General features: G+C 56.3%; 24 protein-coding genes. 13 read left to right on the forward strand and 11 right to left on the reverse strand.

Annotation, left to right across the window (positions count from 1 at the left end):
- The first annotated feature begins 13 nt into the window (after positions 1 to 13).
- From urtB to zinT, 5 genes are read left to right on the forward strand one after another with little or no spacing between them, the layout of a single operon-like run.
- On the forward strand, positions 14 to 1,588 hold the full coding sequence (gene urtB, locus ACQG2G_RS10700) for an urea ABC transporter permease subunit UrtB (RefSeq protein WP_061772931.1): 1,575 nt from the start codon (positions 14 to 16) through the stop codon (positions 1,586 to 1,588).
- Entirely contained in the window at positions 1,588 to 2,661 is a 1,074-nt protein-coding gene (gene urtC / locus ACQG2G_RS10705; protein WP_248766889.1) for an urea ABC transporter permease subunit UrtC, read from the forward strand. The genes urtB and urtC overlap by 1 nt, the downstream gene beginning before the upstream one ends.
- Positions 2,661 to 3,458 carry an urea ABC transporter ATP-binding protein UrtD gene (gene urtD, locus ACQG2G_RS10710; protein ID WP_046887475.1) on the forward strand — a complete coding sequence of 266 codons (798 nt, stop codon included), beginning with the start codon at positions 2,661 to 2,663 and terminating at the stop codon, positions 3,456 to 3,458. The genes urtC and urtD overlap by 1 nt, the downstream gene beginning before the upstream one ends.
- Before the next feature lie 9 nt (positions 3,459 to 3,467).
- A complete protein-coding gene (gene urtE / locus ACQG2G_RS10715; protein WP_348595842.1) occupies positions 3,468 to 4,166 on the forward strand; it encodes an urea ABC transporter ATP-binding subunit UrtE in 699 nt (232 codons plus the stop codon).
- Between the two features lie 53 nt (positions 4,167 to 4,219).
- The gene (gene zinT / locus ACQG2G_RS10720; protein WP_013096631.1) at positions 4,220 to 4,858 is read left to right on the forward strand and encodes a metal-binding protein ZinT; all 639 of its coding nucleotides are present in this window, start codon (positions 4,220 to 4,222) and stop codon (positions 4,856 to 4,858) included.
- Positions 4,859 to 4,904: 46 nt separating this feature from the next.
- Here the strand turns inward: zinT and ydeE are convergent, their stop codons facing one another.
- The gene (gene ydeE, locus ACQG2G_RS10725) at positions 4,905 to 6,122 is read right to left on the reverse strand and encodes an efflux MFS transporter YdeE (protein WP_061772928.1); all 1,218 of its coding nucleotides are present in this window, start codon (positions 6,120 to 6,122) and stop codon (positions 4,905 to 4,907) included.
- Between the two features lie 194 nt (positions 6,123 to 6,316).
- Here ydeE and eamA point away from each other — a divergent pair, with 194 nt between their 5' ends.
- On the forward strand, positions 6,317 to 7,216 hold the full coding sequence (eamA, locus tag ACQG2G_RS10730) for an O-acetylserine/cysteine exporter (RefSeq protein ID WP_061772927.1): 900 nt from the start codon (positions 6,317 to 6,319) through the stop codon (positions 7,214 to 7,216).
- Positions 7,217 to 7,253: 37 nt separating this feature from the next.
- On the opposite strand, the gene marB is transcribed toward eamA, so the two are convergent.
- From marB to marR, 3 genes are read right to left on the reverse strand one after another with little or no spacing between them, the layout of a single operon-like run.
- The gene (marB, locus tag ACQG2G_RS10735; protein ID WP_013096628.1) at positions 7,254 to 7,472 is read right to left on the reverse strand and encodes a multiple antibiotic resistance protein MarB; all 219 of its coding nucleotides are present in this window, start codon (positions 7,470 to 7,472) and stop codon (positions 7,254 to 7,256) included.
- Positions 7,473 to 7,504: 32 nt separating this feature from the next.
- The gene (marA, locus tag ACQG2G_RS10740; protein ID WP_008502237.1) at positions 7,505 to 7,885 is read right to left on the reverse strand and encodes an MDR efflux pump AcrAB transcriptional activator MarA; all 381 of its coding nucleotides are present in this window, start codon (positions 7,883 to 7,885) and stop codon (positions 7,505 to 7,507) included.
- Between the two features lie 20 nt (positions 7,886 to 7,905).
- Complete coding sequence (gene marR / locus ACQG2G_RS10745) at positions 7,906 to 8,340, reverse strand: multiple antibiotic resistance transcriptional regulator MarR (RefSeq protein WP_013096627.1); 435 nt, start codon at positions 8,338 to 8,340, stop codon at positions 7,906 to 7,908.
- 256 nt (positions 8,341 to 8,596) lie between these two features.
- On the opposite strand from marR, the gene ACQG2G_RS10750 reads away from it, so the two are divergent.
- Together ACQG2G_RS10750 and ACQG2G_RS10755 are read left to right on the forward strand one after the other, a co-directional pair.
- On the forward strand, positions 8,597 to 9,262 hold the full coding sequence (locus ACQG2G_RS10750) for a MarC family NAAT transporter (protein ID WP_013096626.1): 666 nt from the start codon (positions 8,597 to 8,599) through the stop codon (positions 9,260 to 9,262).
- A gap of 185 nt (positions 9,263 to 9,447) precedes the next feature.
- Positions 9,448 to 10,290, forward strand: a complete 843-nt coding sequence (locus ACQG2G_RS10755; protein ID WP_061772926.1) for a lysozyme inhibitor LprI family protein — start codon at positions 9,448 to 9,450, stop codon at positions 10,288 to 10,290.
- 81 nt (positions 10,291 to 10,371) lie between these two features.
- Here the strand turns inward: ACQG2G_RS10755 and ACQG2G_RS10760 are convergent, their stop codons facing one another.
- Positions 10,372 to 11,568, reverse strand: a complete 1,197-nt coding sequence (locus ACQG2G_RS10760) for a sugar transporter (protein WP_061772925.1) — start codon at positions 11,566 to 11,568, stop codon at positions 10,372 to 10,374.
- 175 nt (positions 11,569 to 11,743) lie between these two features.
- Here ACQG2G_RS10760 and ACQG2G_RS10765 point away from each other — a divergent pair, with 175 nt between their 5' ends.
- Both ACQG2G_RS10765 and ACQG2G_RS10770 read left to right on the forward strand, forming a co-directional pair.
- Positions 11,744 to 12,532, forward strand: a complete 789-nt coding sequence (locus ACQG2G_RS10765) for a PhzF family phenazine biosynthesis protein (RefSeq protein ID WP_020688617.1) — start codon at positions 11,744 to 11,746, stop codon at positions 12,530 to 12,532.
- A gap of 27 nt (positions 12,533 to 12,559) precedes the next feature.
- Positions 12,560 to 13,351: a PhzF family phenazine biosynthesis protein gene (locus tag ACQG2G_RS10770; RefSeq protein ID WP_095455197.1), complete on the forward strand. Its 792-nt coding sequence runs from the start codon at positions 12,560 to 12,562 to the stop codon at positions 13,349 to 13,351.
- Here ACQG2G_RS10770 and ACQG2G_RS10775 read toward each other — a convergent pair.
- From ACQG2G_RS10775 to ACQG2G_RS10800, 6 genes are all read right to left on the reverse strand, one after another.
- Positions 13,348 to 14,025 carry an SDR family NAD(P)-dependent oxidoreductase gene (locus tag ACQG2G_RS10775; protein ID WP_095427392.1) on the reverse strand — a complete coding sequence of 226 codons (678 nt, stop codon included), beginning with the start codon at positions 14,023 to 14,025 and terminating at the stop codon, positions 13,348 to 13,350. The two genes, ACQG2G_RS10770 and ACQG2G_RS10775, sit on opposite strands and share 4 nt — an antisense overlap.
- A gap of 1 nt (position 14,026) precedes the next feature.
- Positions 14,027 to 14,497 carry a YhcH/YjgK/YiaL family protein gene (locus tag ACQG2G_RS10780; protein ID WP_248766890.1) on the reverse strand — a complete coding sequence of 157 codons (471 nt, stop codon included), beginning with the start codon at positions 14,495 to 14,497 and terminating at the stop codon, positions 14,027 to 14,029.
- Positions 14,494 to 15,657: a sialidase family protein gene (locus ACQG2G_RS10785; protein WP_155022122.1), complete on the reverse strand. Its 1,164-nt coding sequence runs from the start codon at positions 15,655 to 15,657 to the stop codon at positions 14,494 to 14,496. The genes ACQG2G_RS10780 and ACQG2G_RS10785 overlap by 4 nt, the downstream gene beginning before the upstream one ends.
- 1 nt (position 15,658) lies before the next feature.
- On the reverse strand, positions 15,659 to 17,071 hold the full coding sequence (locus tag ACQG2G_RS10790) for a sodium:solute symporter family protein (protein WP_013096620.1): 1,413 nt from the start codon (positions 17,069 to 17,071) through the stop codon (positions 15,659 to 15,661).
- Positions 17,072 to 17,147: 76 nt separating this feature from the next.
- Positions 17,148 to 18,032: a dihydrodipicolinate synthase family protein gene (locus ACQG2G_RS10795; protein ID WP_061772920.1), complete on the reverse strand. Its 885-nt coding sequence runs from the start codon at positions 18,030 to 18,032 to the stop codon at positions 17,148 to 17,150.
- Between the two features lie 14 nt (positions 18,033 to 18,046).
- Positions 18,047 to 19,195: an iron-containing alcohol dehydrogenase gene (locus tag ACQG2G_RS10800; protein WP_094084610.1), complete on the reverse strand. Its 1,149-nt coding sequence runs from the start codon at positions 19,193 to 19,195 to the stop codon at positions 18,047 to 18,049.
- A 173-nt stretch (positions 19,196 to 19,368) separates the two neighbouring features.
- On the opposite strand from ACQG2G_RS10800, the gene dtnK reads away from it, so the two are divergent.
- The 3 genes from dtnK to ACQG2G_RS10815 are packed head-to-tail and all read left to right on the forward strand — an operon-like array spanning position 19,369 to position 22,328.
- Positions 19,369 to 20,586, forward strand: a complete 1,218-nt coding sequence (gene dtnK, locus ACQG2G_RS10805) for a D-threonate kinase (protein WP_061771836.1) — start codon at positions 19,369 to 19,371, stop codon at positions 20,584 to 20,586.
- Positions 20,579 to 21,565, forward strand: a complete 987-nt coding sequence (locus ACQG2G_RS10810; protein WP_061771835.1) for a D-threonate 4-phosphate dehydrogenase — start codon at positions 20,579 to 20,581, stop codon at positions 21,563 to 21,565. Before dtnK ends, ACQG2G_RS10810 begins: the two co-directional genes overlap by 8 nt.
- Position 21,566: 1 nt before the next feature.
- Positions 21,567 to 22,328: a DeoR/GlpR family DNA-binding transcription regulator gene (locus ACQG2G_RS10815; RefSeq protein ID WP_061771834.1), complete on the forward strand. Its 762-nt coding sequence runs from the start codon at positions 21,567 to 21,569 to the stop codon at positions 22,326 to 22,328.
- Positions 22,329 to 22,386: the final 58 nt, after the last annotated feature.

Consider the following 22,386-nt stretch of genomic DNA (forward strand, 5'->3'; position numbering starts at 1 on the left):
AGGGAGAAAAGTCATGAACGCCATGCGCATGATGATCGCGATTGTATGGCTTACCGGACTGCTGCCAGGGATGGCGCAGGCATCGGATGCCGATCAATTTGTTGCCGCCAGCCGCAGCCAGCAGGCGGATATGCTGACCCGCTGGGCTCTCGCGCCGGATGCCGCAAGACTGCCGTTACTGCAGGCGCTGCAAAACGAAAATCTGTTTGCCGACAGCCAGAAACATGCCTTTGCGCGACGCAATGGCGAGATGGTGGCGCTGGGAGATTCCCCTGCTGCAGAAGGGCAAACCAAAGCCGTACGCCTGACCAACCGTCTGCGGGTGCTGGCCGCCACGGCCAACGCTACGCATCAACTTATCAGTGACAACGTCACGCAGCGGCGTGCCGCCGCGCGCCAGTTACAGCGGGATGCGCAGCCGGAAATGATCGGCCTCCTGCAAACACGGGTAAGCAGTGAAACGGACGATGTGGCGCGCCAGTCGCTGCTGCTGGCGCTGGCTAATCTCCAGCTCGCCAGCCCACAGGCTGACGTGCGTCTTCAGGCTATTGAACGACTCGGGCAATCTGACGACCCGGACGTGCCATCCCGACTCATGCCATATACCCAGACGCAAACCGAACCGGATGCCCGCGTACGTGCCGCCGCCGGGGAGAGCCTGAGCCAAATCCAGCACCGTCTGATGTGGGGCGATCTGCTTGGGCAGGCGTTTATGGGGCTGTCGCTGGGCTCGGTCCTGCTGCTGGCGGCGCTGGGGCTGGCGATCACCTATGGGCTGCTGGGGGTCATCAACATGGCGCACGGCGAGATGCTGATGCTGGGGGCGTACGCCACGTGGATGGTTCAGCAGGTGATGGCCGGATTGACGCCTCAGTGGCTGGCGCTGTATCCGGTCGTCGCGCTGCCTGTCGCCTTCTGCCTGACCGCAGGCATCGGGATGATCCTTGAACGCACGGTGATCCGCCATCTCTATGGTCGTCCGCTGGAGACATTACTCGCCACCTGGGGTATCAGCCTGATGCTGATTCAGCTGGTACGCATGACGTTTGGCGCACAAAACCTGGAGGTGGCAAACCCGGCCTGGCTGTCAGGCGGGGTGCAGGTGTTTGCCAACCTGACGCTACCGTGGAACCGCATTGTGGTATTGGGCTTTGTGCTAATGGTGCTGTTCTTCACCTGGCTGGTCCTGAATAAAACCCGTCTCGGCCTGAACGTGCGTGCGGTAACGCAAAACCGCAGCATGGCGGCCTGTTGCGGGGTGCCGACCGGACGTGTCGATATGCTGGCGTTTGGTCTGGGCTCCGGCATCGCCGGTTTAGGCGGCGTGGCGCTCTCCCAGCTGGGCAACGTCGGGCCGGAACTGGGCCAGGGTTACATTATCGACTCCTTCCTGGTGGTGGTTCTTGGCGGCGTCGGACAGCTGGCGGGGAGCGTGGCGGCGGCCTTTGGCCTTGGGATCTTCAACAAAATTCTTGAGCCGCAGATGGGGGCCGTGCTGGGCAAAATCGTCATTCTGGTGGCCATCATTCTGTTTATCCAGAAACGCCCGCAGGGATTGTTTGCGCTGAAAGGGAGGGTCACTGACTGATGAGCCAGCCACTTACCTTAAAACTGGCGCGAAAAGCGCCACGCACAACGCAGATTGCAGGCAGCCTGCTGGTGGCATGTTTGCTGATATTGCCGTTCTTTGCGATGTTGCCCGCCACCCATCCGCTGGCGCTGTCGACCTGGATGCTGACGCTGATCGGCAAAATCCTGTGCTACGCCATCGTTGCGGTGGCGCTCGATCTGGTATGGGGATATGCCGGTATGCTCTCGCTGGGCCACGGGATCTTCTTCGCCTTGGGCGGATACGCCATGGGGATGTACCTGATGCGCGAGGCCGCGGGCGATGGGCTGCCCGCATTTATGTCGTTTCTCTCCTGGAGCGAACTGCCGTGGTTCTGGTGGGGAACCCAGCACTTTGCCTGGGCGCTGGTACTGATTGTGATGGTGCCGGGGCTGCTGGCGCTGGTGTTTGGCTGGTTTGCCTTTCGCTCAAAAATCAAAGGGGTTTATTTCTCGATCATGACGCAGGCCCTGACGTACGCGGGAATGTTGCTGTTCTTTCGCAACGAAACCGGGTTTGGTGGCAATAACGGTTTTACCGGTTTTACCACGTTGCTGGGGTTCTCCATCACCGCGACCACGACACGTATCGCGCTGTTTCTGGCGACCGTCATGTTGCTGCTCCTCACGCTTGGCATCGGCATTGCCCTCGCCAGAAGCAAGTTTGGCCGTATTCTGACTGCCGTGCGCGACGCTGAAAACCGCCTGACGTTTTGCGGCTACGATCCGAAGGGATTTAAGCTGCTGGTATGGACGCTTTCCGCCATGCTGTGTGGCCTGGCGGGAGCGCTCTATGTGCCGCAGGTCGGGATTATTAACCCCGGTGAAATGTCGCCGACCAACTCCATTGAGGCCGCCATCTGGGTAGCGCTGGGCGGCCGCGGCACGCTGGTTGGCCCGGTCATTGGTGCGGCGCTGGTGAACGGCGCGAAGAGTTTCTTCACCGTCGCAATGCCGGAATACTGGCAGCTGTTTCTCGGGCTGATTTTTATTGCGGTTACGTTGTTTTTACCGCGCGGCGTCTACGGCCTGTTTCGTAAAGGAGAGAAATAATGCAGCCAGCCGAAGGATTATTTACTCGCCAGCTGCCCGGAGATCGCTATCGCGAGCAGACGGACCCGGTGCTGCAGCTGGATAAGATCAACGTGAACTTCGATGGATTTCAGGCGCTGACGGATCTCACGCTGAACATTGGCGTGGGGGAGTTGCGCTGCGTGATTGGCCCAAACGGCGCGGGGAAAACCACCCTGATGGACGTGATCACCGGCAAAACGCGGCCAAAAAGCGGTAAAGCCGTGTATGACCAGTCCGTAGACCTGACCCTGCTTGAACCGGCCGCCATTGCCCGCCAGGGGATTGGCCGCAAGTTTCAGAAACCGACGGTCTTTGAAGCGCTGACGGTATGGGAAAACCTTGAGATCGCCATGAAAACCGACAAGTCCGTCTGGGCAAGCCTGCGGGCCAAACTCAACGGCGAACAGCGCGATCGTATTGATGAGATGCTGGTCCTGCTGCGGCTCGCCGGTGAACGCGACCGCCGAGCCGGACTGCTTTCGCACGGACAAAAACAGTTCCTCGAGATCGGAATGCTGCTGGTCCAGGATCCGCATCTGCTGTTGCTGGACGAACCCGCCGCCGGGATGACGGACGCGGAGACCGAGTACACCGCCGAGCTTTTCCGGACCCTGGCAGGCAAGCACTCGTTGATGGTGGTTGAGCATGACATGGGGTTTGTTGAAACCATTGCCGATCGCGTGACCGTACTGCATCAGGGACAGGTGCTGGCAGAAGGCTCGCTGCGCGAGGTACAGGCCAACGAGCAGGTGATTGAAGTCTATCTGGGACGCTAAGGAGCCTTGATGTTACAGGTTAACGAACTGAATCAATATTACGGTGGAAGTCATATTCTGCGCGGCGTGAGCTTTGAGGCCATCACCGGCGAAGTGACCTGCCTGCTGGGGCGCAATGGCGTGGGTAAAACCACGCTGCTGAAGTGTCTGATGGGGCTGATCCCGGCGAAAACGGGTGAGGTTATCTGGCAGGGGAAAAAGATCACCCACAGCAAGCCGCACCAGCGGGTGCAGTCTGGTGTGGCGTATGTACCGCAGGGACGTGAGATTTTCCCGCGCTTAACCGTGGAAGAGAATCTGCTCATGGGGCTCACGCGCTTCTCAGCCCACGAAGCAAAACATGTCCCGGAGGAAATCTGGCAGCTTTTCCCGGTATTAAAAGAGATGAAGCATCGACGCGGAGGCGATCTCTCTGGCGGACAACAGCAGCAGCTGGCGATAGGTCGCGCACTGGCGAGCCGTCCGCAGCTGCTGATCCTCGATGAACCTACCGAAGGCATTCAGCCCTCGGTAATCAAAGAGATTGGCCACGTGATCCGCCAGCTTGCAGACCGGGGGGACATGGCGATCCTGCTTGTGGAGCAGTTTTATGACTTTGCGGCAGCGCTGGCAGACAGCTATCTGCTCATGTCTCGCGGCACCATTATCCAGCGAGGACGGGGAGAAAACATGGCGCAGGAGGGCGTTCGCGGACAGGTTGCGATCTGAAATGTTATAATATAACATCCTCATTCTTATAAAAACGGAGTGAGGATACTGTTGTGGCTGCACATATTGGAAAATTTGCGATGACTCTGGGGGCGCTGCTGGTCAGCGGCCAGCTGTTTGCCCACTCACACGGTCACCAGATGACCGAAGCGGAGCAAAAGGCGGCAAACGGCGTGTTTGCGGACAAAGACGTTAAGGACCGGAAACTGTCCGACTGGGACGGCACCTGGCAGTCCGTTTATCCCTTCCTGCTGGATGGCTCGCTGGATCCGGTCTTCAGAAAGAAGGCGCAGAAGGACAATAAAACGTTCGACGAGATCAAAGCCTATTACCGCACGGGGTACGCCACCGATGTGGAGGCTATCGGCATCGAAAATAACGTCATGGAATTCCATAAAGGTAAAGAGGTCAGCCGCTGTCAGTATGATTACAGCGGGTACAAAATTCTGACCTACGCGTCAGGCAAAAAAGGTGTTCGCTATCTGTTTGAGTGTAAGGACGCGGGCAGCAAGGCACCGAAGTTTGTTCAGTTCAGCGACCACACCATTGCGCCAAAAGCCTCATCCCACTTCCACATCTTTATGGGCAATACCTCCCACGAGGCACTGCTGAAAGAGATGGATAACTGGCCGACCTATTATCCAAACGAGATGTACAAAGAGCAGGTGGTGGAGGAGATGCTGCACCACTAGGCTGTTGCTGTTGCCGGGTGGCGGCTACGCCTTACCCGGCCTGCGATCAGGGTTTTGTAGGTCGGGTAAGCGCAGCGCTACCCGACACGCAATCTTCACGCTTCACGCTCATTCCACGCAGGATCATCAGCCAGGCAATAACGATAGCCGCCATCATAATCATAAACAGCGACCAGTGCGGCAAATGGGTCAGGATGATGCCGGTGATCATCGGGTTGGCCGCCGCGCCGAGCCAGCCCAGCGCCTGAGCGGAGAAGTAGCTTGCTTTCATACCCGGCGGGGCGATGTTGTCGATCAGCATATATTCACCCGGTGCATAAATAATCTCACCCAGCGTAAAGATGGCGGCGGCGATGCCCCAGTAAATCAGGTTTTCTCCGGAGATCATAAAGCCACCCAACCCCACGATAAAAAACAGGGTGGCGGCCGTCATCAACGGGCGAATATTGCTGGCAGAGATTTTGCGTCCGAGTGCGTACTGCAGCGTCACCACCACGGCGGCATTGACGGGCAGAACCACGGCGACCACCTTTTCGGCGAAATCACTGTCTGCATGTGCGGCCAGAACATACTGCGAAATACAGCTCGCGAACGACCCGCCGACGTATGACGCGAGCAGGCCAGAGAGCGTATACCAGAACAGCGCGCGGTCTTTCAGCAAAACCGACGGCTGCCACGTTGTCTTCTGCTCCGCGATATCTAACGCAACGCTTTTTTGCACAAAGAAATGGATAAACCCCAGCGGCAGAGCGGCACAGAACGCGGCCAGCCAGAACGGCAGCTGCAGGCTGTACATCACCAGAAACGTGCCAAGAGGCGGCCCGATCGTCCAGCCGATGTTCAAAAAACTGTAGTTCAGCGAAAAAACGCGGGCTTTTTCACTGGAGGTCAGCACGTCGGAGAACCAGGCTTTCAGCACCGTCGAGAACACAGAATAGGCACAGTTGATTAACGAAAAGAACAGCACCACCAGGGTGACGTTATTGACCAGCGGGATCGCCACAAAACCGGCGATAAACGCCACAATCGCGATCAGCATGTAGCGCTTTTTATCGAACTTATCGGCCAGAATGCCAAACCCCAGGCTGAATACCACGCCGATGGTCAAGGCAATGGTCAGGGCATAACCAATATTCTCGACGCTCATGTTAAACACGCGCGTGAGATAAATAGTCATAAACGGCAGCGTGGCGCCACGACCGATGGTTAATAACAATGACGATGCCAGCAGCGCTGCGGTTGAGCGCCTGAGAGATGGTTTCATATTCCTGCCCGACAAATGCTTATGCTTTTTTATAGTGTGTCCTAAAAGGAGTATCACGACATAAGAGGCTTGTATAGCGCCCAATTTATCCGTAAGTGCTTCAACTGCCTGCCAGAATTAATGATCTTCTCGCGACGCACTTTTTTCTGTTACCTTGAAGTGTTAACAAATTATTAATAATTCAGGGGCAGGGTATGACGCGTAAAGACGGATTGCTGGCACTGCTGGTGGTCATCGTATGGGGACTTAATTTTGTGGTCATCAAAGTGGGGTTGCATAACATGCCCCCGCTGATGTTGGCCGGTTTGCGCTTTATGTTGGTCGCCTTCCCGGCACTGTTTTTTGTTGCCCGCCCGAAAATCCCGCTAACGCTCCTGCTGGGTTATGGCCTGACCATCAGCTTTGGCCAGTTTGCATTTCTGTTCTGCGCCATTAAGTTCGGTATGCCTGCCGGTCTTGCCTCGCTGGTGCTGCAGGCGCAGGCGTTCTTCACCATCATTCTTGGTGCGTTTGTTTTTGGCGAGCGTTTACAGGGCAAACAGCTGGCGGGGATCACTCTGGCCGTGTTTGGCGTGCTGGTGCTGATTGAGGCCAGCCTGAATGGTCAACACGTGGCGTTGCTGGGCTTTATGCTGACGCTGGCAGCGGGGCTGAGCTGGGCCTGCGGCAATATTTTCAACAAGCTGATCATGCAGCATGAAACACGCCCGCAGGTCATGTCGCTGGTGGTCTGGAGCGCGCTGATCCCGATTGTGCCGTTTATGGTGGCCTCGCTGATTTTTGATGGCCCGGCGGTGATGCTGACGAGTCTGGTTGAGATCGATCTCACCACTATTCTGTCGCTGGTCTACCTGGCGTTTGTCGCCACCATTATCGGGTACGGGGTCTGGGGTTCTCTGCTGGGGCGGTACGAAACCTGGCGCGTGGCGCCGTTATCGCTGCTGGTGCCGGTCGTCGGGCTGGCCAGCGCTGCAATCCTGCTGGATGAGAAACTGAGTGCATTACAGCTGCTCGGCGCGGTGCTGATCATGGCCGGGCTGTATATCAACGTGTTTGGCTTACGCGTGCGTCGGGCGGCGCGAGTGCGGAATTAGGGCAGAAAAAAGCCCCGCATCGGCGGGGCAAAACGAATCAGAAGCCGTGCTGATTATAATAAGGCACGCCTAATTCGTCGGATTTGTCGCTACCAGACCCCATGTGGTTGAAATCATAAGGGGACTGGCTATGTGCTGACGGCAAAATCATCGTGTCATGATTATTTTGCTGCGTTGCACGAGGGGGTTGCTCCGCGAAGGTCTGGCTGGAAAAGAGCACCAGCAAGGCGAGGGCGGCGGAGGCGGTAACGTTCATGATTTCCTCGGTTACGTCTTTACAGGCGATGATTAACTACAATGTTTTAGCGGATAAAGGTATCGGGATTCACCCGGCACGCTGGTGATGCGATACTTATGAGGCGGCACGTCGAAGTAGTTCTTAAACGTACGCGTCAGGGTCTGTTGCGATTCAAACCCGTATCGCTCCGCCAGATAAAGGATCGGTTCATTGCTTTCTTTCAGTTTTTGGGCAATTTCCGTCAGCTTGCGGCTGCGAATATATTGACCTAATGAATGACCGGTCTCTTTTTTAAACATCCGTTGCAGGTGCCATTTGGAGTAACCTGAACGCTCAGACACTTTTTCAAGGGAGAGCGGCGATTCCAGGTTATCTTCGATCCAGTCCAAAATGCTATGAATAGTGATAGCGTCAGTATTGCGTCTGGACATCGTCATACCTCTTTTTCTGTTTACGGCAGTATTTTCTTAAGCAAAAGCTCAAGCGTTGCCACTTCCTCTGCCGTTAAGTTTTTTGTTAGTTCCTGATGCAGTGTTTGTCCTACTAATTGATGACATTGTTCACACATATCCGCACCGTCGCTGGTGAGTGTCACCAGGACGCCGCGCTTGTCATTCGGGTTAGGGCTTCGTTCTATCCATCCTTTACAGACGAGACGATCCAGCATGCGGGTCAGCGCGCCCAGATCGACAGAGAGCACCTTTTTTAACTCAACCGGGGTGATACACACCTGGCAGCGAATGGAGCACAGCACTTTGAACTGCGTTGCGGTGATATCCAGCGGCGACAGATAGTCATTCAGCAGGCGGTCTTTTTTCTGATTAACCAGATGAATAAGACGACCCAGCGGAACAACGTCGTTGAAGATATCACTGGTGCTTTTCACAATGGTTGCCCTGGCAAGTAGTTTAATCACGGCAGATATTATTGCTCAGGCAAGTATAAGTCAACTGAATGGATCTGCGGATGCCACGAATTGCTAAAACGTTTCATGAACTTTTGTTGAGGTCTTTCAAATCATACAGATAACGCAGGGTTATCGTTCCTTTATGAAAATAATCGTTACGTTGCGTGAATGGCTCAATGTCACACTTTCACCCTATAATTGCGGTGATAAACATGGATAAGGACAACGACGCACTATGTTGGATTTGATAAAAGCAATTGGTCTTGGGCTGGTGGTATTGCTGCCGTTGGCCAACCCGTTAACGACGGTAGCGCTTTTCCTCGGGCTGGCAGGGAATATGAACAGCGCAGAGCGCAATCATCAGTCGATGATGGCCTCAGTGTATGTGTTCGCCATCATGATGGTGGCTTACTACGCCGGTCAGCTGGTGATGAATACCTTCGGGATCTCCATCCCTGGCCTGCGTATCGCCGGGGGGCTGATTGTGGCCTTTATCGGTTTCCGCATGCTGTTTCCGGCGCAAAAAGCGCATGAATCGCCTGAAGCGAAGAGCAAATCCGAAGAGCTGGAGACCGAACCGAGTGCGAATATCGCCTTTGTACCGCTAGCCATGCCGAGCACGGCAGGGCCAGGGACCATTGCGATGATCATCAGTTCTGCCTCAACGGTACGTGACGGCACTACGTTTCCGGACTGGGTCGTGACCGTAGCGCCACCGCTGATATTTGCACTGATCGGCATTATTGTGTGGGCATCATTGCGCAGTTCCGGGGCAATTATGCGCTGGGTCGGCAAAGGCGGTATCGAGGCGATTTCCCGTCTGATGGGGTTCTTGCTGGTATGTATGGGCGTGCAGTTTATTATTAACGGCGTGCTGGAGATTATTAAGACTTACCACTGAGGTCATTGCCGGGTGGCGCTGCGCTTACCCGGCCTACGCCTATATCGATAATTCATGTGAATATAAATCAATTCTGAAAATTATTTCTTTCACTTATTTCTGAGTTAAAAAACAACTGCCTTGCTTGCCGTGTGTTACCACTTAAAGTAACGTACTGCACTCATTTCTTCTCAGGATATATGAATATGCGTGCTAAAACGTCTCTTATTGCTTTAAGTTCTTTGTTTCTTGCATTAAATGCCAACGCTGGTCTGTTCGATTCAACACCTGATTTTAAATGCGGTCGTGAAGACGCTATTTCTGCTACGCAGTCGAAAATCAGAAATGATGCGGTTAGTAAACTACAGAAAACATATATCTCTTCACCTTCGAAATTCTATGACAAACCGCTTAAGGATTACATTGCTAAAGTGAATGAGATCGGGCTTGTTTTAGAAAACGTCACCACAAAAACCAATCAAGATAATAAAGCGATACTTAGCTGTAATGCTAAAGTTTCACTCACCGTGCCAGCAGATATCATGAGCTACATTGGATCCCATCCGAACCAACTGGGAGGGATAACTAACGGCGATGGTAAAATTCTTAACAACAGCGTTCAGTGGGACAAATTTGTCTATTCAATGTCCCTGGCCGATAACGGTAAAGATATTTCTGTTTCATATGAATACGGAAACAGGGATTATGTTTCTGAATCATTGGCTGGGGTAACAATTCTTATTATGAATAAAAACGACCTCGAGAAGGACGAACTCATCAGTAAATTAAATAATGCCAAATATATTTTTGCTGATAGCGATCAACGTCTGAACGACCTCTGGAAGCAACTTCCTGCTTCTGTTAAAACCTCAATGAAAAAAGAACAGAATGCCTGGATTAACGAAAAAGCAAAAAAATGCGGGAAAATTAGCGACGCATCATCAGAACAAATGCCGCTCTCTGTCAGAACCGACATCTATACTTGCCAGACCAAAATGACCGACGACAGATACTATTATTTGGGTGGCAGTGAAGAAGCGGAATATTAATGCTGAACACAATTTAATTTCACAGTCCAATTGGTCTCGTAGGCCGGGTAAGGCGTAGCCGCCACCCGGCACAAACAGACGTCACCCGTGCTGCCCCTGTTCCTCCAGCGCCACCGGCCATTTACGGAAGATCAACACCGACCAGATAAGCGCCACCAGCGCCGGAATGGCCCCCAGATAGCCAATCGCCGACATGGATACGTGCAGAATCACCTGATTGCCCACCAGCGCACCCGCGCCAATTCCCAGGTTAAAAATGCCCGAGAACAGCGACATCGCCACGTCTGTGGCATCCGGCGCGAGGGCCAGCACTTTCACCTGCATCCCGAGACCGATAATCATGATCGCCACACCCCAGAACAGGCTGAGGATTGCCAGCTGGCTTTCACTGCCCGCGGCGGGCATCAGCAGCAGCAGACATACCAGCAGCAAACCGATGGCGCTGCTCACCAGCGCTGAAGCGTGCTGATTGCCAAGCTTGCCGAAAAGAATACTGCCAATAATGCCCGCCCCGCCCAGGAGCAGCAGGAGAAGGGTGGCAAAATTGCCGCTAAAGCCGGCAACCACCTGAACGAACGGCTCGATATAGCTGTAAGCCGTATAGTGGGCGGCGACCACAATAACGGTAAGCAGATAAATGCTCAGCAGGGCCGGGCGACGCATCAACAGCGGCAGGCTTTTCAGTGAGCCGGAATGTTCGCTTGGCAGCTTCGGCAGCAGTTTCACCAGACACACCAGGGTAACCAGCGCTCCCATGCCAATGGCGAAGAACGTGGTACGCCAGCCGAAGTATTGCCCCACGATACGGCCAATCGGCAGGCCCAGCACCATCGCCAGCGCGGTCCCGGTGGCAATCAGGCTCAGCGCCTGGGCGCGTTTCCCCGCCGGTGCCAGTCGGATAGCCAGCGACGCGGTAATCGACCAGAAAACGGCATGCGCAAAGGCGATCCCGACGCGGCTTAACACCAGCACCGTAAAATTCCACGCCAGGAACGACAGCACGTGGCTGGCGATAAACAACGCAAACAGCCCGATCAGTAGCTTACGCCGCTCCATCTGGCTGGTCAGCAGCATAAACGGCAGCGACATCAACGCCACCACCCAGGCGTAAATGGTCAACATAATGCCCACCTGCGCCGTTTCCATCTGGAAACTCTCTGCGATGTCAGACAACAGCCCAACCGGAACAAATTCTGTGGTGTTGAAAATAAACGCGGCAATAGCCAGCGTGACCACGCGTAGCCACGCAACCCTGCGGGAAACTGTGTTCGTTGTCATAGGGATGTCGGAGATTCGTTGCAAAAGAAGAGGAGACGATCTTAAAGCCTTGCACGGCGAAAACTCAACCATTATGTGATGCAGATCTCAATATTTACCTTATGAAAGCGGTAGCCGGAGGCAGGGTTTTCATTGAATATAAAAGAACACTCCAACAAAAACAGGCGGTAAGACAGTGCAGGAGATTGATTTTTATCTGGTCGATGCGTTTAGCAATGTGTCATTTGGCGGAAATCCGGCTGCCGTTTGCCCGCTCAAGGCGTGGCTGCCGGACGAAACGTTACTGAAAATGGCGCAACAGCATAATCAGTCGGAAACCGCATTTTTCGTCTGTACGAAAGGGGGCATTGAGCTACGCTGGTTTACCACGCTGACCGAAGTTAATCTTTGCGGTCACGCCACGCTTGCTGCGGCGTACGTTCTGTTCAATGAGCTGGACTATCCTGACTCGCGGATCCACTTCGAAACGGCCTCTGGCCGCCTGACGGTGAGCCGGGAGGGGGAGTGGCTGACGCTGGATTTCCCGGCATGTCCCACGCATGAAGAGACGCCCCCGCCGGAGATGCTCGCGGCGCTCGGTATCCGCCGCTACGTTGAAGCCCGCAAAGGCCGCGCATGGGTGGTGGTGCTGGAAGATCGCCAGCAGGTTGAAGCACTCGCACCGACAATTTCAGCCATGACGCCTGGCGAACATAAGGTTGCCGTTACGGCGCGGGGCGACGGGGATTACGATTTCGTCAGCCGCTTTTTTTCCCCCGGCGTTGCCGTCTGGGAAGATCCGGTGACCGGCTCTGCACATACCATGCTCATTCCTTACTGGAGCGAAAAATTGGGTAAAACGACGATGTTTGCCCGTCAGGTTTCCGCGCGGGGCGGCGACGTGCGGTGCGAGCTAAAAGGCTCGCGCGTGCTGATGAGCGGACAGGCGTCATGCTATTTGAAAGGCACAGTTTTTCTGCGCTAGATACCTATAACAACAGAGGAAAAGACAATGCAGGAAATTGATTTTTATCTGGTGGATGCCTTCAGCGACAGGGCGTTTGGCGGCAATGCAGCGGCGGTATGCCCGCTGGAGGAGTGGCTTTCGGATGAGACGCTGCTCAAAATGGCGCAACAGCATAACCAGTCTGAGACGGCGTTTTTCGTACGCACCGACACCGGGTTCGAGCTGCGCTGGTTTACCACGCTGCATGAAATCAACCTCTGCGGCCACGCGACGCTGGCAGCGTCCCACGTGATTTTCGAATACCTCGATTATCCGCATACCGAAATCACCTTCACCACGCGCTTCGTGGGTGAGTTGACGGTGAAACGCAGCGGCGACTGGCTGACGCTCAATTTCCCTGCGTGGTCGACCGAGGTGGTCGACAATCCCCCGCCGGGCCTGTTCAGCGCGCTGGGGATAGACCAGGCTAAAGAGGTCCGCGTCGGACGGGATTACATGGTGGTACTGGAGAGCCAGCAACAGGTAGAGACCTTAACCCCGGATATTGGAGCGATGGCGCCGCTCGGGAAAATGGTCTGCGTGACGGCACCGGGAGAGGAGTATGACTTCGTCAGCCGCTTCTTCTGCCCGGGCGAAGGGGTACCGGAAGATCCGGTCACCGGATCGACGCACAGCATGCTGATACCGTACTGGAGCGAGAAGCTGGGCAAAACGTCGATGAACGCCCGCCAGGTTTCATACCGTGGCGGGGATCTGCGCTGCGAACTGAAGGGCGACCGTGTGCTGATTGGCGGCCAGGCGACGCTCTATCTGAAAGGGCGTATCTTCCTGCGCTAGCTGAGCGAGGCGCCGCCGCATATCACCATCTCCTGGCCCGTGATGGCGGCGGCTTCATCGCTGAGCAAGAAATTCACCAGTCCCGCGACCTCTTCTGGCGTGATAAGACGGCCGATGGGCGGACAGGTAGGCGGTGAACTTTCTCGCCCCGGTGCGCTAAGCATCGGCGTTTGGGTGGCGCCCGGCGCGACCACGTTCGCGGTGATCCCACGCGGGGCCAGTTCCGCCGCCCAGCTTCTGACCATCCCTGTCATCGCCGCCTTGGTGGCAACATACTGTGAACGACCTGCCGCCCCGCGGGAGGTTCTGCTGCCAATCGCCACAAATCGTCCACCGGCGGCCATAGCGGGCGCGAAATGGTTAAACAGGGCTTCGCAGGCCTGGACGTGCAGTTGCCACAGTGACGCGCCAACCCTGCTTTCCAGTTGCCCCAGTGGGGCGGCGGCCATCATCCCGGCGGCATGGATCACCGCCTGCGGTGTCGCGATGGCGTGCAGGGCGCTGTTCAGCGCCTCAGGGTCGGTGATATCTACGCGTAACCCCGTAAAGCCAGGGGTATCCGGCATCACGGCGCGGCGGCTGAGTCCGGTGACCTGCCAGCCTTCCGCCAGTAAACGCTTAACGATAGCCTCACCAATTCCGGAGCTGGCTCCGGTCACGACGGCGTGACGCATATCAGACCTCCTGCATTGAACGAGGAACTTTAAACACCGCTTTGCGCACGGTCATCGGCGCGCCGCTGGCGCATAGCGCCTGGTGTGGTTCTCCGGGAGAAAAGACCGCAAAGTCACCCGCGCCAAGGCGGATCCCGACGCTGTGTGCCGATGAGCTGGCAATGAACAGGTCCGCTTTACGCTCTTCGTCATCCGGCTTGCCAACAGGGCGCGCGCCGGCATAGATGAGTTCTTCTCCCGCCAGCACAACCTGAATATCCGCCCACTGGTGATGGTACTCCGTATGCCGCTCCGCGCGCGGCTGCGTCTGCGCCGGACCAATCTGGCAAAACCAGGGGGCATTGTCCGGCTGCCAGCGGCCGTCATCGCGTTCGCTAAGCGCCTGCAGCGTGCAGTCCGGGCGGGACAGCAGGGCATACAACACTGGAGGTAACCCTGCCAGCGGCAGGGCGTCGAGATGTCCGATAATCATGCTGACTCCTTGACCCACTCGGGCGTCACCCGCACGTATTTTATGGCCTGTCGAAAGTAGGTGTAGGCGATATGCAGGCTGCCATCCGGGCTCTGTTTAATGCTCGGATAGGAAAACTCACGGTTCAGTTTCTCCAGAGAGTTGTTAGTCATGCAGTAGCCGTCTCCCTCGTCCAGATGCCGTTGCCACGGCCAGCTTTTGCCTCCGTCCGGCGAAATGGCGACGGTCATCGGCGCACGCGGGGCACCCCAGAAGGCGGCCCGACCGTGGGTTACAACCGGCTCTTTACGGCCATCGCCATCGTCAATTTCATCGTACAGCGAGGTGCGACGCTCCTGCGCCCCGGCGGCGCTCATGAGGTTAAACACCAGCGCCAGCTCGCCACTGGCAAGCGTTGTCACCTGGATAGAGGAGTTGTTGTTAGGTAATACCGTGGGCTCCGGCACGGACCAGCTTTCGCCGTTATCCGTTGACTGGCTGTAATAAATGTTATCCGCCCAGCGGCTGCGGAACAGGGCAACCAGGGTGCCATTGCGCAGCGGGGTGATATTCATATGGACGCAGCCCAGGCTGTCCGGCACCTCGACATCACGCCAGGTTTTGCCCCCGTCTTCGGAGATTTTCACCGCGCTGATGTCATCGTTACCGACCCATTTCTCACCCGGCCGGGTGCGGCAGTAAAACACCGGCAGCAGCCAGTTACCGTTCTCCAGCACGACAATCGGCTGACGAATAAAGGTGCCGGGTTTATCGAGCAGGGTCGCGATGCCCCCCCAGGTTTTACCCAGATCCCGGGACTGGCGATAGCGCACAATAGCGGTGTCCTGGTTGCCGGACATCTGCGCGGTCCACAGCAGCCACAGCACGTTATCGGGTGCCAGGAACAGAACCGGGTTCTGTTCGGAGCGCGTGGCATCATCCGACAGTTTTTCTGCCTCACTCCACTGCTGGCTTCCCGGTGACAGGCGCGAACCCCACACAGAGATATCCGCAATACCCTCCTGGGTACCGCCAAACCAGACGCACATCAGCGAACCATCCGGCAGCGGCAGCAGATTTGCCGCGTGGTTTTGTGGGCAGGTGGAAGGCAGCATGGCCGCCTTCACGCGCGTATCCTGTTGTGGGCGAATAATCCCGTCGCGGGTTACGGTTACAGACATATCAGACTCCATTGTTTTCAACGGGGGTTGGCGCTTTACCCTGTGCCTTTCCCGGAATGAGACGGTCGATGACCATGATGACCGCAGGGGTCAGCAGGGCGATGTACATATTGTTAATGCCAAACGGATCGCCCAGCAGATACCAGACAGAGGTCACGACGCAGGCGCCGATCAGCCCGGCATTGGCTCCGCGAGTACTGCGGAAGAACGGGGCGTAGAACGCGATGACCGCCACGACGGAAATCGACAGACGAATGGCGCGGGTAAAGAACGACAGCTTCAGCACTTCAGGCACCAGCAGAACAAAAATCAGCGGCAGGAAACCAATCAGCAGGGAGATCCAGCGGGTAGCTTTAAACTCCTGCTCGGGGGTCGGGTTGCGCATCGGCACGTAGAAATCTTTGACCACCAGGGAGGCAATGGCGAGCGCCACGGTACTGACGCTGACGAAGATGGACGCCACCAGAGAGGTGGTGACCAGACCGGCCAGCCACGGGTTCATATCCTGCAGGAAAATCGGCATCGCATACAGGCTGTCGATCTCCGGATGCAGGTATTTTGCCGCCACGCCAATCACCGCAATGGCCAGCGCGATCGGCAGGCAGAAGAAGAACGCGACCCAGGTGGAGCGTTTAGCCGATTTAACATCTTTAGTGGAGGAGATGGCCTGGATCACAAACTGGGTGCAGAAGATGGAGCCAATGGTGCCGATAAGCCACGCGAAAATGGTCGACGCGCCGATGTTGCCATCCCAGGTCCAGTAGAAATCCGGCATGTTTTCGATCATCGGCGTGAAACCGCCGGTTTTGGATAACGCAAAACCCATAATGGCCAGAATGCCGAAGTATTTCAGCGCACTGTGCAGCACGGTAACCCACGCCACGCCCTTCATGCCGCCGAAGGCGAAATAGAAGGTACTGACGATAGCCGTAATGAAAGCGGCAACGGGCAGATTGACTTTCAGTACGGTAGAAATGGCTGCTGCGCCACTGACGTAATTCCCCACGTTCACCAGCAGCAGAGCGTAGATCATGATGAGGGAGATAATGTTTTTGGTGCTGTTACCGTACTTTTCAGCAATCGCACCCGAGATGGTGATTTTCCCGGTGTTGTATATGCGTTTTACCAGTAACAGACCAAAAAGCGGAAAGCCAATCGCGGCACCGATGACGGACCATGACGCAGCAAACCCGTCCTCAAACGCCGCCTGCGCGGTGCCGATGGTGGATTTAGCGCCGATATACTCAGACATCAGCAGGATCCCGACAATAAACGCCGGCATCGCGCGGGAGCCTTCCATAAAGTCCCCGGAGTTTTTACTGCGGATCCGGAAGGTCAGCCAGGTGGTGAACAGGATGTAGGCAATGACTATGCCCACAATGATCAGGGTATCTTCAGCGGTAAAATTATTCATCTTTGCCTCTCTTCAGGGCGAGTGAATCCTGGGCACCTCAGGTACCCGGTATTCTTATTGACGAAACCAACGCCGTTTAGCTAAGTGACGTTGTCACTATCTGGCGAATCTGTTGGCACTGCTGCTCGCTAAACGCCACGGCATAGCGACTCTCTCCGACATCCTCGCCCATGATTTGCAGGGCCTTTTTAACCGAGGCAGGGGAAAACGCCACGCTGTACAGCTCGGTGCGGAGCCGGGTGACGCGCTCCTGCGCCTGCCGGGAACCTTCAACATCACCCGCGTTAAAGCGTGACCAGATGGCGTTGATCGCCGCTGGCGCCACGTTTGCCAGCCCGGAAATACAGGCTGAACATCCCTCGACGAAGCCCTGATGGATCAGTGAATCTGGTCCGTTCAGCACGTCGAACCCGTCAATGTCGCTTACCGCGTTGAGAAAACCGCGCAGGCTTTCATAGCTCCCGGCACTGTCTTTAATACCTGAGATGTTGGGGTGTTCGGCCAGCGCCCGTACCGTGGCGGGCTCAAGGGTGTTGCCGGTCCGCGCCGGAATGTTGTACAGAAAGACCGGTACGGTTAGCGCGTCAGCGACGGCGGTGTAGTGTGCGATGAGTTCAGACTGTTTCAGCGGCACGAAGTAAGGGGTGATGACGGAAACCGCATCCACACCCAGCGCGGCGATCTGTTTTCCCAGCCGGATGGTGTCGCGGGTGGAGATTTCGCCAATATGCGCCACGACGGGCGCGCGTCCGGCGACGGTTTCCACACAGGTCCGGGTGACCACGATTTTTTCCGCTTCGTTCAGGACAAAGAACTCGCCGTTGGTTCCGCCGCAAAAAATGCCGTTTCCGGCGTCCAGCTGCCGGGCGACCTGCCGCGTTAAGCCGGGAAGGTTGAGTTCGCCTTCCGCGTCAAAGGGGGTGACGATGGCCGTCAGCACACCCTTGATGTTGTTACGCATTTCTTACTCCTTGACTATGCATGTTCAGGAAACAGTGTCCGGTAAATCGCCTGTACCTCGTCGTGACTCACCTGACAGGGGGCATTGTTCATTAACCGTTTAACGTTCAGGGCGGCATCGCTCAGGGAAGCGATGTCTTCGCGCGGCACGCCCAGGGACTCAAGGTTGTCCGGCAGGTTGAGCCGACGAACCAGCGCGGCAAAGTACTCCACCAGCGCGTGAGATTTTTCGTCATCGGACAGGCTGCTGTCCGCGCCTGGCACGAGATCCCACACCTGCGCAAATTTTGTCACGCAGTGGGGACGAACCACCCTCATGCAGGGCGCCAGAAGAATGGCGTTGGCCACGCCGTGCGGCAGGTGATATTTCCCGCCAAGCGGATAAGACAGGGCGTGAACCAGGTGTGTGCCGGCATGCGCAATCGCGACCCCGCCGTAATAAGAGGCCCACAGCATTTCCAGCTTTGCCAGCAGGTTGCCCGGCTCAGCGCAGGCCGTTTCAATGTTCTTCAGCAGCTTAGCGAGCCCGGTCAACGCCGCGTTATCGCTGACCGGGTTGGCGACCGTGGCGGTGAAGCACTCAATCAGATGGCACAGGGCATCGATGCCGGTGGAGGAGGCAATATGCGCGGGCATGCTGGTGGTCAGTTCCGGCAGCAGGGCGACGTAATCGGGCAGCAGGACCGGAGAGATAATACCGACCTTCGTGTTTTGCTCCGGTATCGCCAGAATAGCGTTCGGCGTGGCTTCTGACCCGGTTCCGGCGGTGGCGGGGATCAGAAGTGAGGAGATGCGTGCCACCGGTTTTACCCCTGCCAGCAGGCTGTCCAGCCCCGGTGACAGCGGGTGACAAAGCACGGAGAGCAGTTTCGCCACATCCAGTACGCTGCCGCCGCCGATCCCGACCACGACATCAAACGATCCGCTGTTTAACCCCGCGAGCAACTGGCTGACATCGTGGTGGGAGGGTTCAGGCGGCACCGTGTCAATCACCGTGACGCGGCGGTTGCCCTCTTCAAGAATTGAACGGATCTGTGTTGCCGCCTCCAGACGCGCAATGTTGCCGTCCGTAACCAGCAAGAGCTGCGCGTTATCGGTGAGTAATGGCCTGATGGCGGCGAGCGCATTTGCGCCGCTAATAATGGTGCTGTTGAGGGTTACCACGCTTTTCTCCTGTCTTTGTGTCCATGATTAAATTCGCTCAATTAAGACGCTTCATGGTCATCGTGTGGCTAAATTTATAATTTATTCGCAAACTGATTAACTTGATCTTGCTCACATATAATCAATCATGATTGAATATAATCATTAACAGGAAAAACGAGCCCGGAGTGGGAATGAAAGAGAACAACCTGTTCAAAGACGTCGTTGTCGTTGCAGATGACTTTACCGGGGCAAACGATGCGGGTGTCAGCCTGGCGCTGAGCGGTAAGAAGGTCAGCGTGGCATTCCACACCCCCTTTACCCAGCCGGTGGATGCACTGGTTATTAATACCGATTCCCGTGCACTGCGGGCAGCAGAGGCGGCCGAAAAAGTGGCCGTACTGGGGGCGGATATCGCGGCTGCGCGCTGGCTCATCAAAAAGATTGATTCCACGCTGCGCGGCAACGTAGGGGCAGAAACAGGCGTCCTTAAGGCAGTAAGCGGCAAACGGCAGGTGATTGTGGCGCCGGCGTATCCTGCGGCAGACCGGATCACACGCCACGGCAGGTGTCTGGTGAACGGCATTCCGGTGGATGAAACCGAATTCGCCAGCGATCCGAAAACGCCCGTCCCGTCTGCCACGATTGCTGACCTGTTTACCGACGTGAGTTGTCAATCCGTAACGGTAAACACGCTGGCAGCCGAACTGGCGCAGGGAACGGAGTGGCTCATCGTCGATGCCCAGTGTGACGAGGATCTGGACGCCATTATTGCCGCCGCGCTGACCTGCCCGCAGACGCCGCTGCTGGTCGGATCGGCCGGGTTATGTGATGCGCTGGCACGCCATCTCGCCCCCGTGAAGCGTCAGCAGTTGCTGGCGGTGGTGGGATCAATGAGTGAGATCGCTCAGCGCCAGATTGCGCTGGCCGCTGCAGAGCCTGCGGTTTCGTCGGTGTTTATTGATGTTAATGATGTGCTGAAGGGGGAGACGGCGAACGCGCTCATGCGCATCACGCAGGCCCTGAAGGCGGGCCGTCACTGCATCGTTCATACCTGCCCGGACCATGAGGCGCGACATCAGGTTAAACGGCTTTGCGCGCAGTATCAAATGACCCGGACCGAACTGGGTGAAACGATCTGCGCCTTCCTGGGGAAGATTACCCGAGAGGCACTGACGGCATGTCCGCCGGATGCGTTGTATGTCTCAGGCGGCGATGTGGCAATGGCCGTCGCCAGCGCGCTTGATGCGCAAGGATTTGAAATTACAGGGCGCGTCGCAGGATGCGTCCCTTACGGCAAATTTCTGGGTTGTGCCTGGCACCAGCCGGTAATGACCAAAGCAGGGGGCTTCGGAAAAGAAGAGACGCTGCTTGAGGTGTTGCATTTTATCGAGGAGAGACTGAGTGACTAACATTATTGCTGTAACCATGGGTGACCCGGCGGGCATTGGCCCGGAGATCATTATCAAATCTCTCACCGGGAGCGAATTAACGGGAGCCCCGGTTGTCGTGGTGGGCTGTGCCCGCACGCTCAGGCGGGTGCTGGGTGATGGGATCGTGGGGCAGGCTGACATCCATATCATCAGGCAGGTCAGCGAGGCCCGTTTCGCCCCCAACGTGATTAACGTGCTGGACGAACCGCTGGCCGACCCTGATGCCCTGAAGCCCGGCGTGGTCCAGGCTCAGGCGGGGGATTTAGCCTATCGCTGCGTGAAGCGCGCGACGGAACTGGCGATGGCGGGGGACGTAAAAGCGGTTGCCACGGCGCCACTGAATAAAGAAGCGCTGCATCTGGCCGGACATCACTACCCCGGGCATACCGAGCTGCTGGCCCATCTGACGCACAGCAAAGACTACGCTATGGTGCTGTACACCGATCGGCTGAAGGTCATTCATATCACGACCCATATTGCGCTGCGTAAATTCCTTGATACGCTCAATCAGGATCGGGTAAAAACCGTCATCGGCATTGCGGATACCTTCCTGAAACGGGTGGGCTTTAGCGCACCTCGTATTGCGGTTGCGGGCGTGAACCCGCATGCGGGAGAAAATGGCCTGTTTGGCGATGAAGAGATCACGATTGTTGGCCCGGCCGTTGCAGCGATGAAAGCGCAGGGGGTCAACGTCACCGGACCGTGCCCGCCGGATACGGTATTTATGCAATGCCACGAAGGAATGTATGACATGGTCGTTGCGATGTATCACGATCAGGGGCATATTCCGCTAAAATTGCTCGGCTTTTACGACGGGGTGAATATCACCGCCGGATTGCCGTTTATCCGCACCTCTGCAGACCACGGAACCGCGTTCGATATTGCATGGACCGGTAAAGCCAGGTCGGAGAGCATGACGGTGTCTATTCAGTTGGCTATGCAAATTACACGGGAATAATATGAAGGGATATAACCGGTTAGAGCAGATAATGGATTACCTCAAAGGGCACAACCTGGTCACGGTGGATCAGCTGGTGGCGATCACCGATGCCTCACCGGCGACGATCCGCCGCGACCTGATTAAGCTTGACCAGGAGGGCGTCATCAGCCGAACCCACGGCGGCGTGACTCTTAACCGGTTTATTCCTTCCCAGCCGACCACGTCCGAAAAAATGCAGCGCAGTCTGGCAGAAAAACATGCCATCGCCAGCGCGGCCGCGAGCTTTGTGAAAGCGGGGGATGCCATTGTGCTGGATGCCGGTACCACAATGATTGAACTCGCGCGTCAGCTCACGCATCTGCCGCTTCGCGTCATCACCAGCGATCTGCACATTGCGCTGTTTCTCTCTGAGTTTAAACAGATTGAAGTGACGATTATTGGCGGCCGTATCGATGATTCGAGCCAGTCCTGTATTGGTGAGCACGGGCGTCGGCTGTTGCAGAATGTCTGGCCTGATGTGGCTTTTGTCAGCTGTAATGGCTGGGATATTACCCGCGGTATCACGTCGCCTACGGAAGAGAAGGCCGCGCTGAAGCGGGATTTAATAGCCAATGCAAAACGGCGGGTGCTGCTGGCAGACAGCTCTAAGTACGGTGCCTGGTCGCTGTTTAATGTGGCGCACCTGAACACCCTGACGGATATCGTCACCGACAGCAGGCTGGATGAAGCGGCCCGGAACCAGCTGGAACAGCTTGAGACCCGCCTGACGCTGGCGTCATGACATAAGTTAAAACTATGAAGTCCGAACAGATGGCAGACGCTATGTTGAAGCCTGGCCT

Origin of the sequence: Enterobacter cloacae complex sp. 382A5 (assembly GCF_050031095.1) — a bacterium.
Classification (GTDB): Bacteria; Pseudomonadota; Gammaproteobacteria; order Enterobacterales; family Enterobacteriaceae; genus Enterobacter; species Enterobacter cloacae.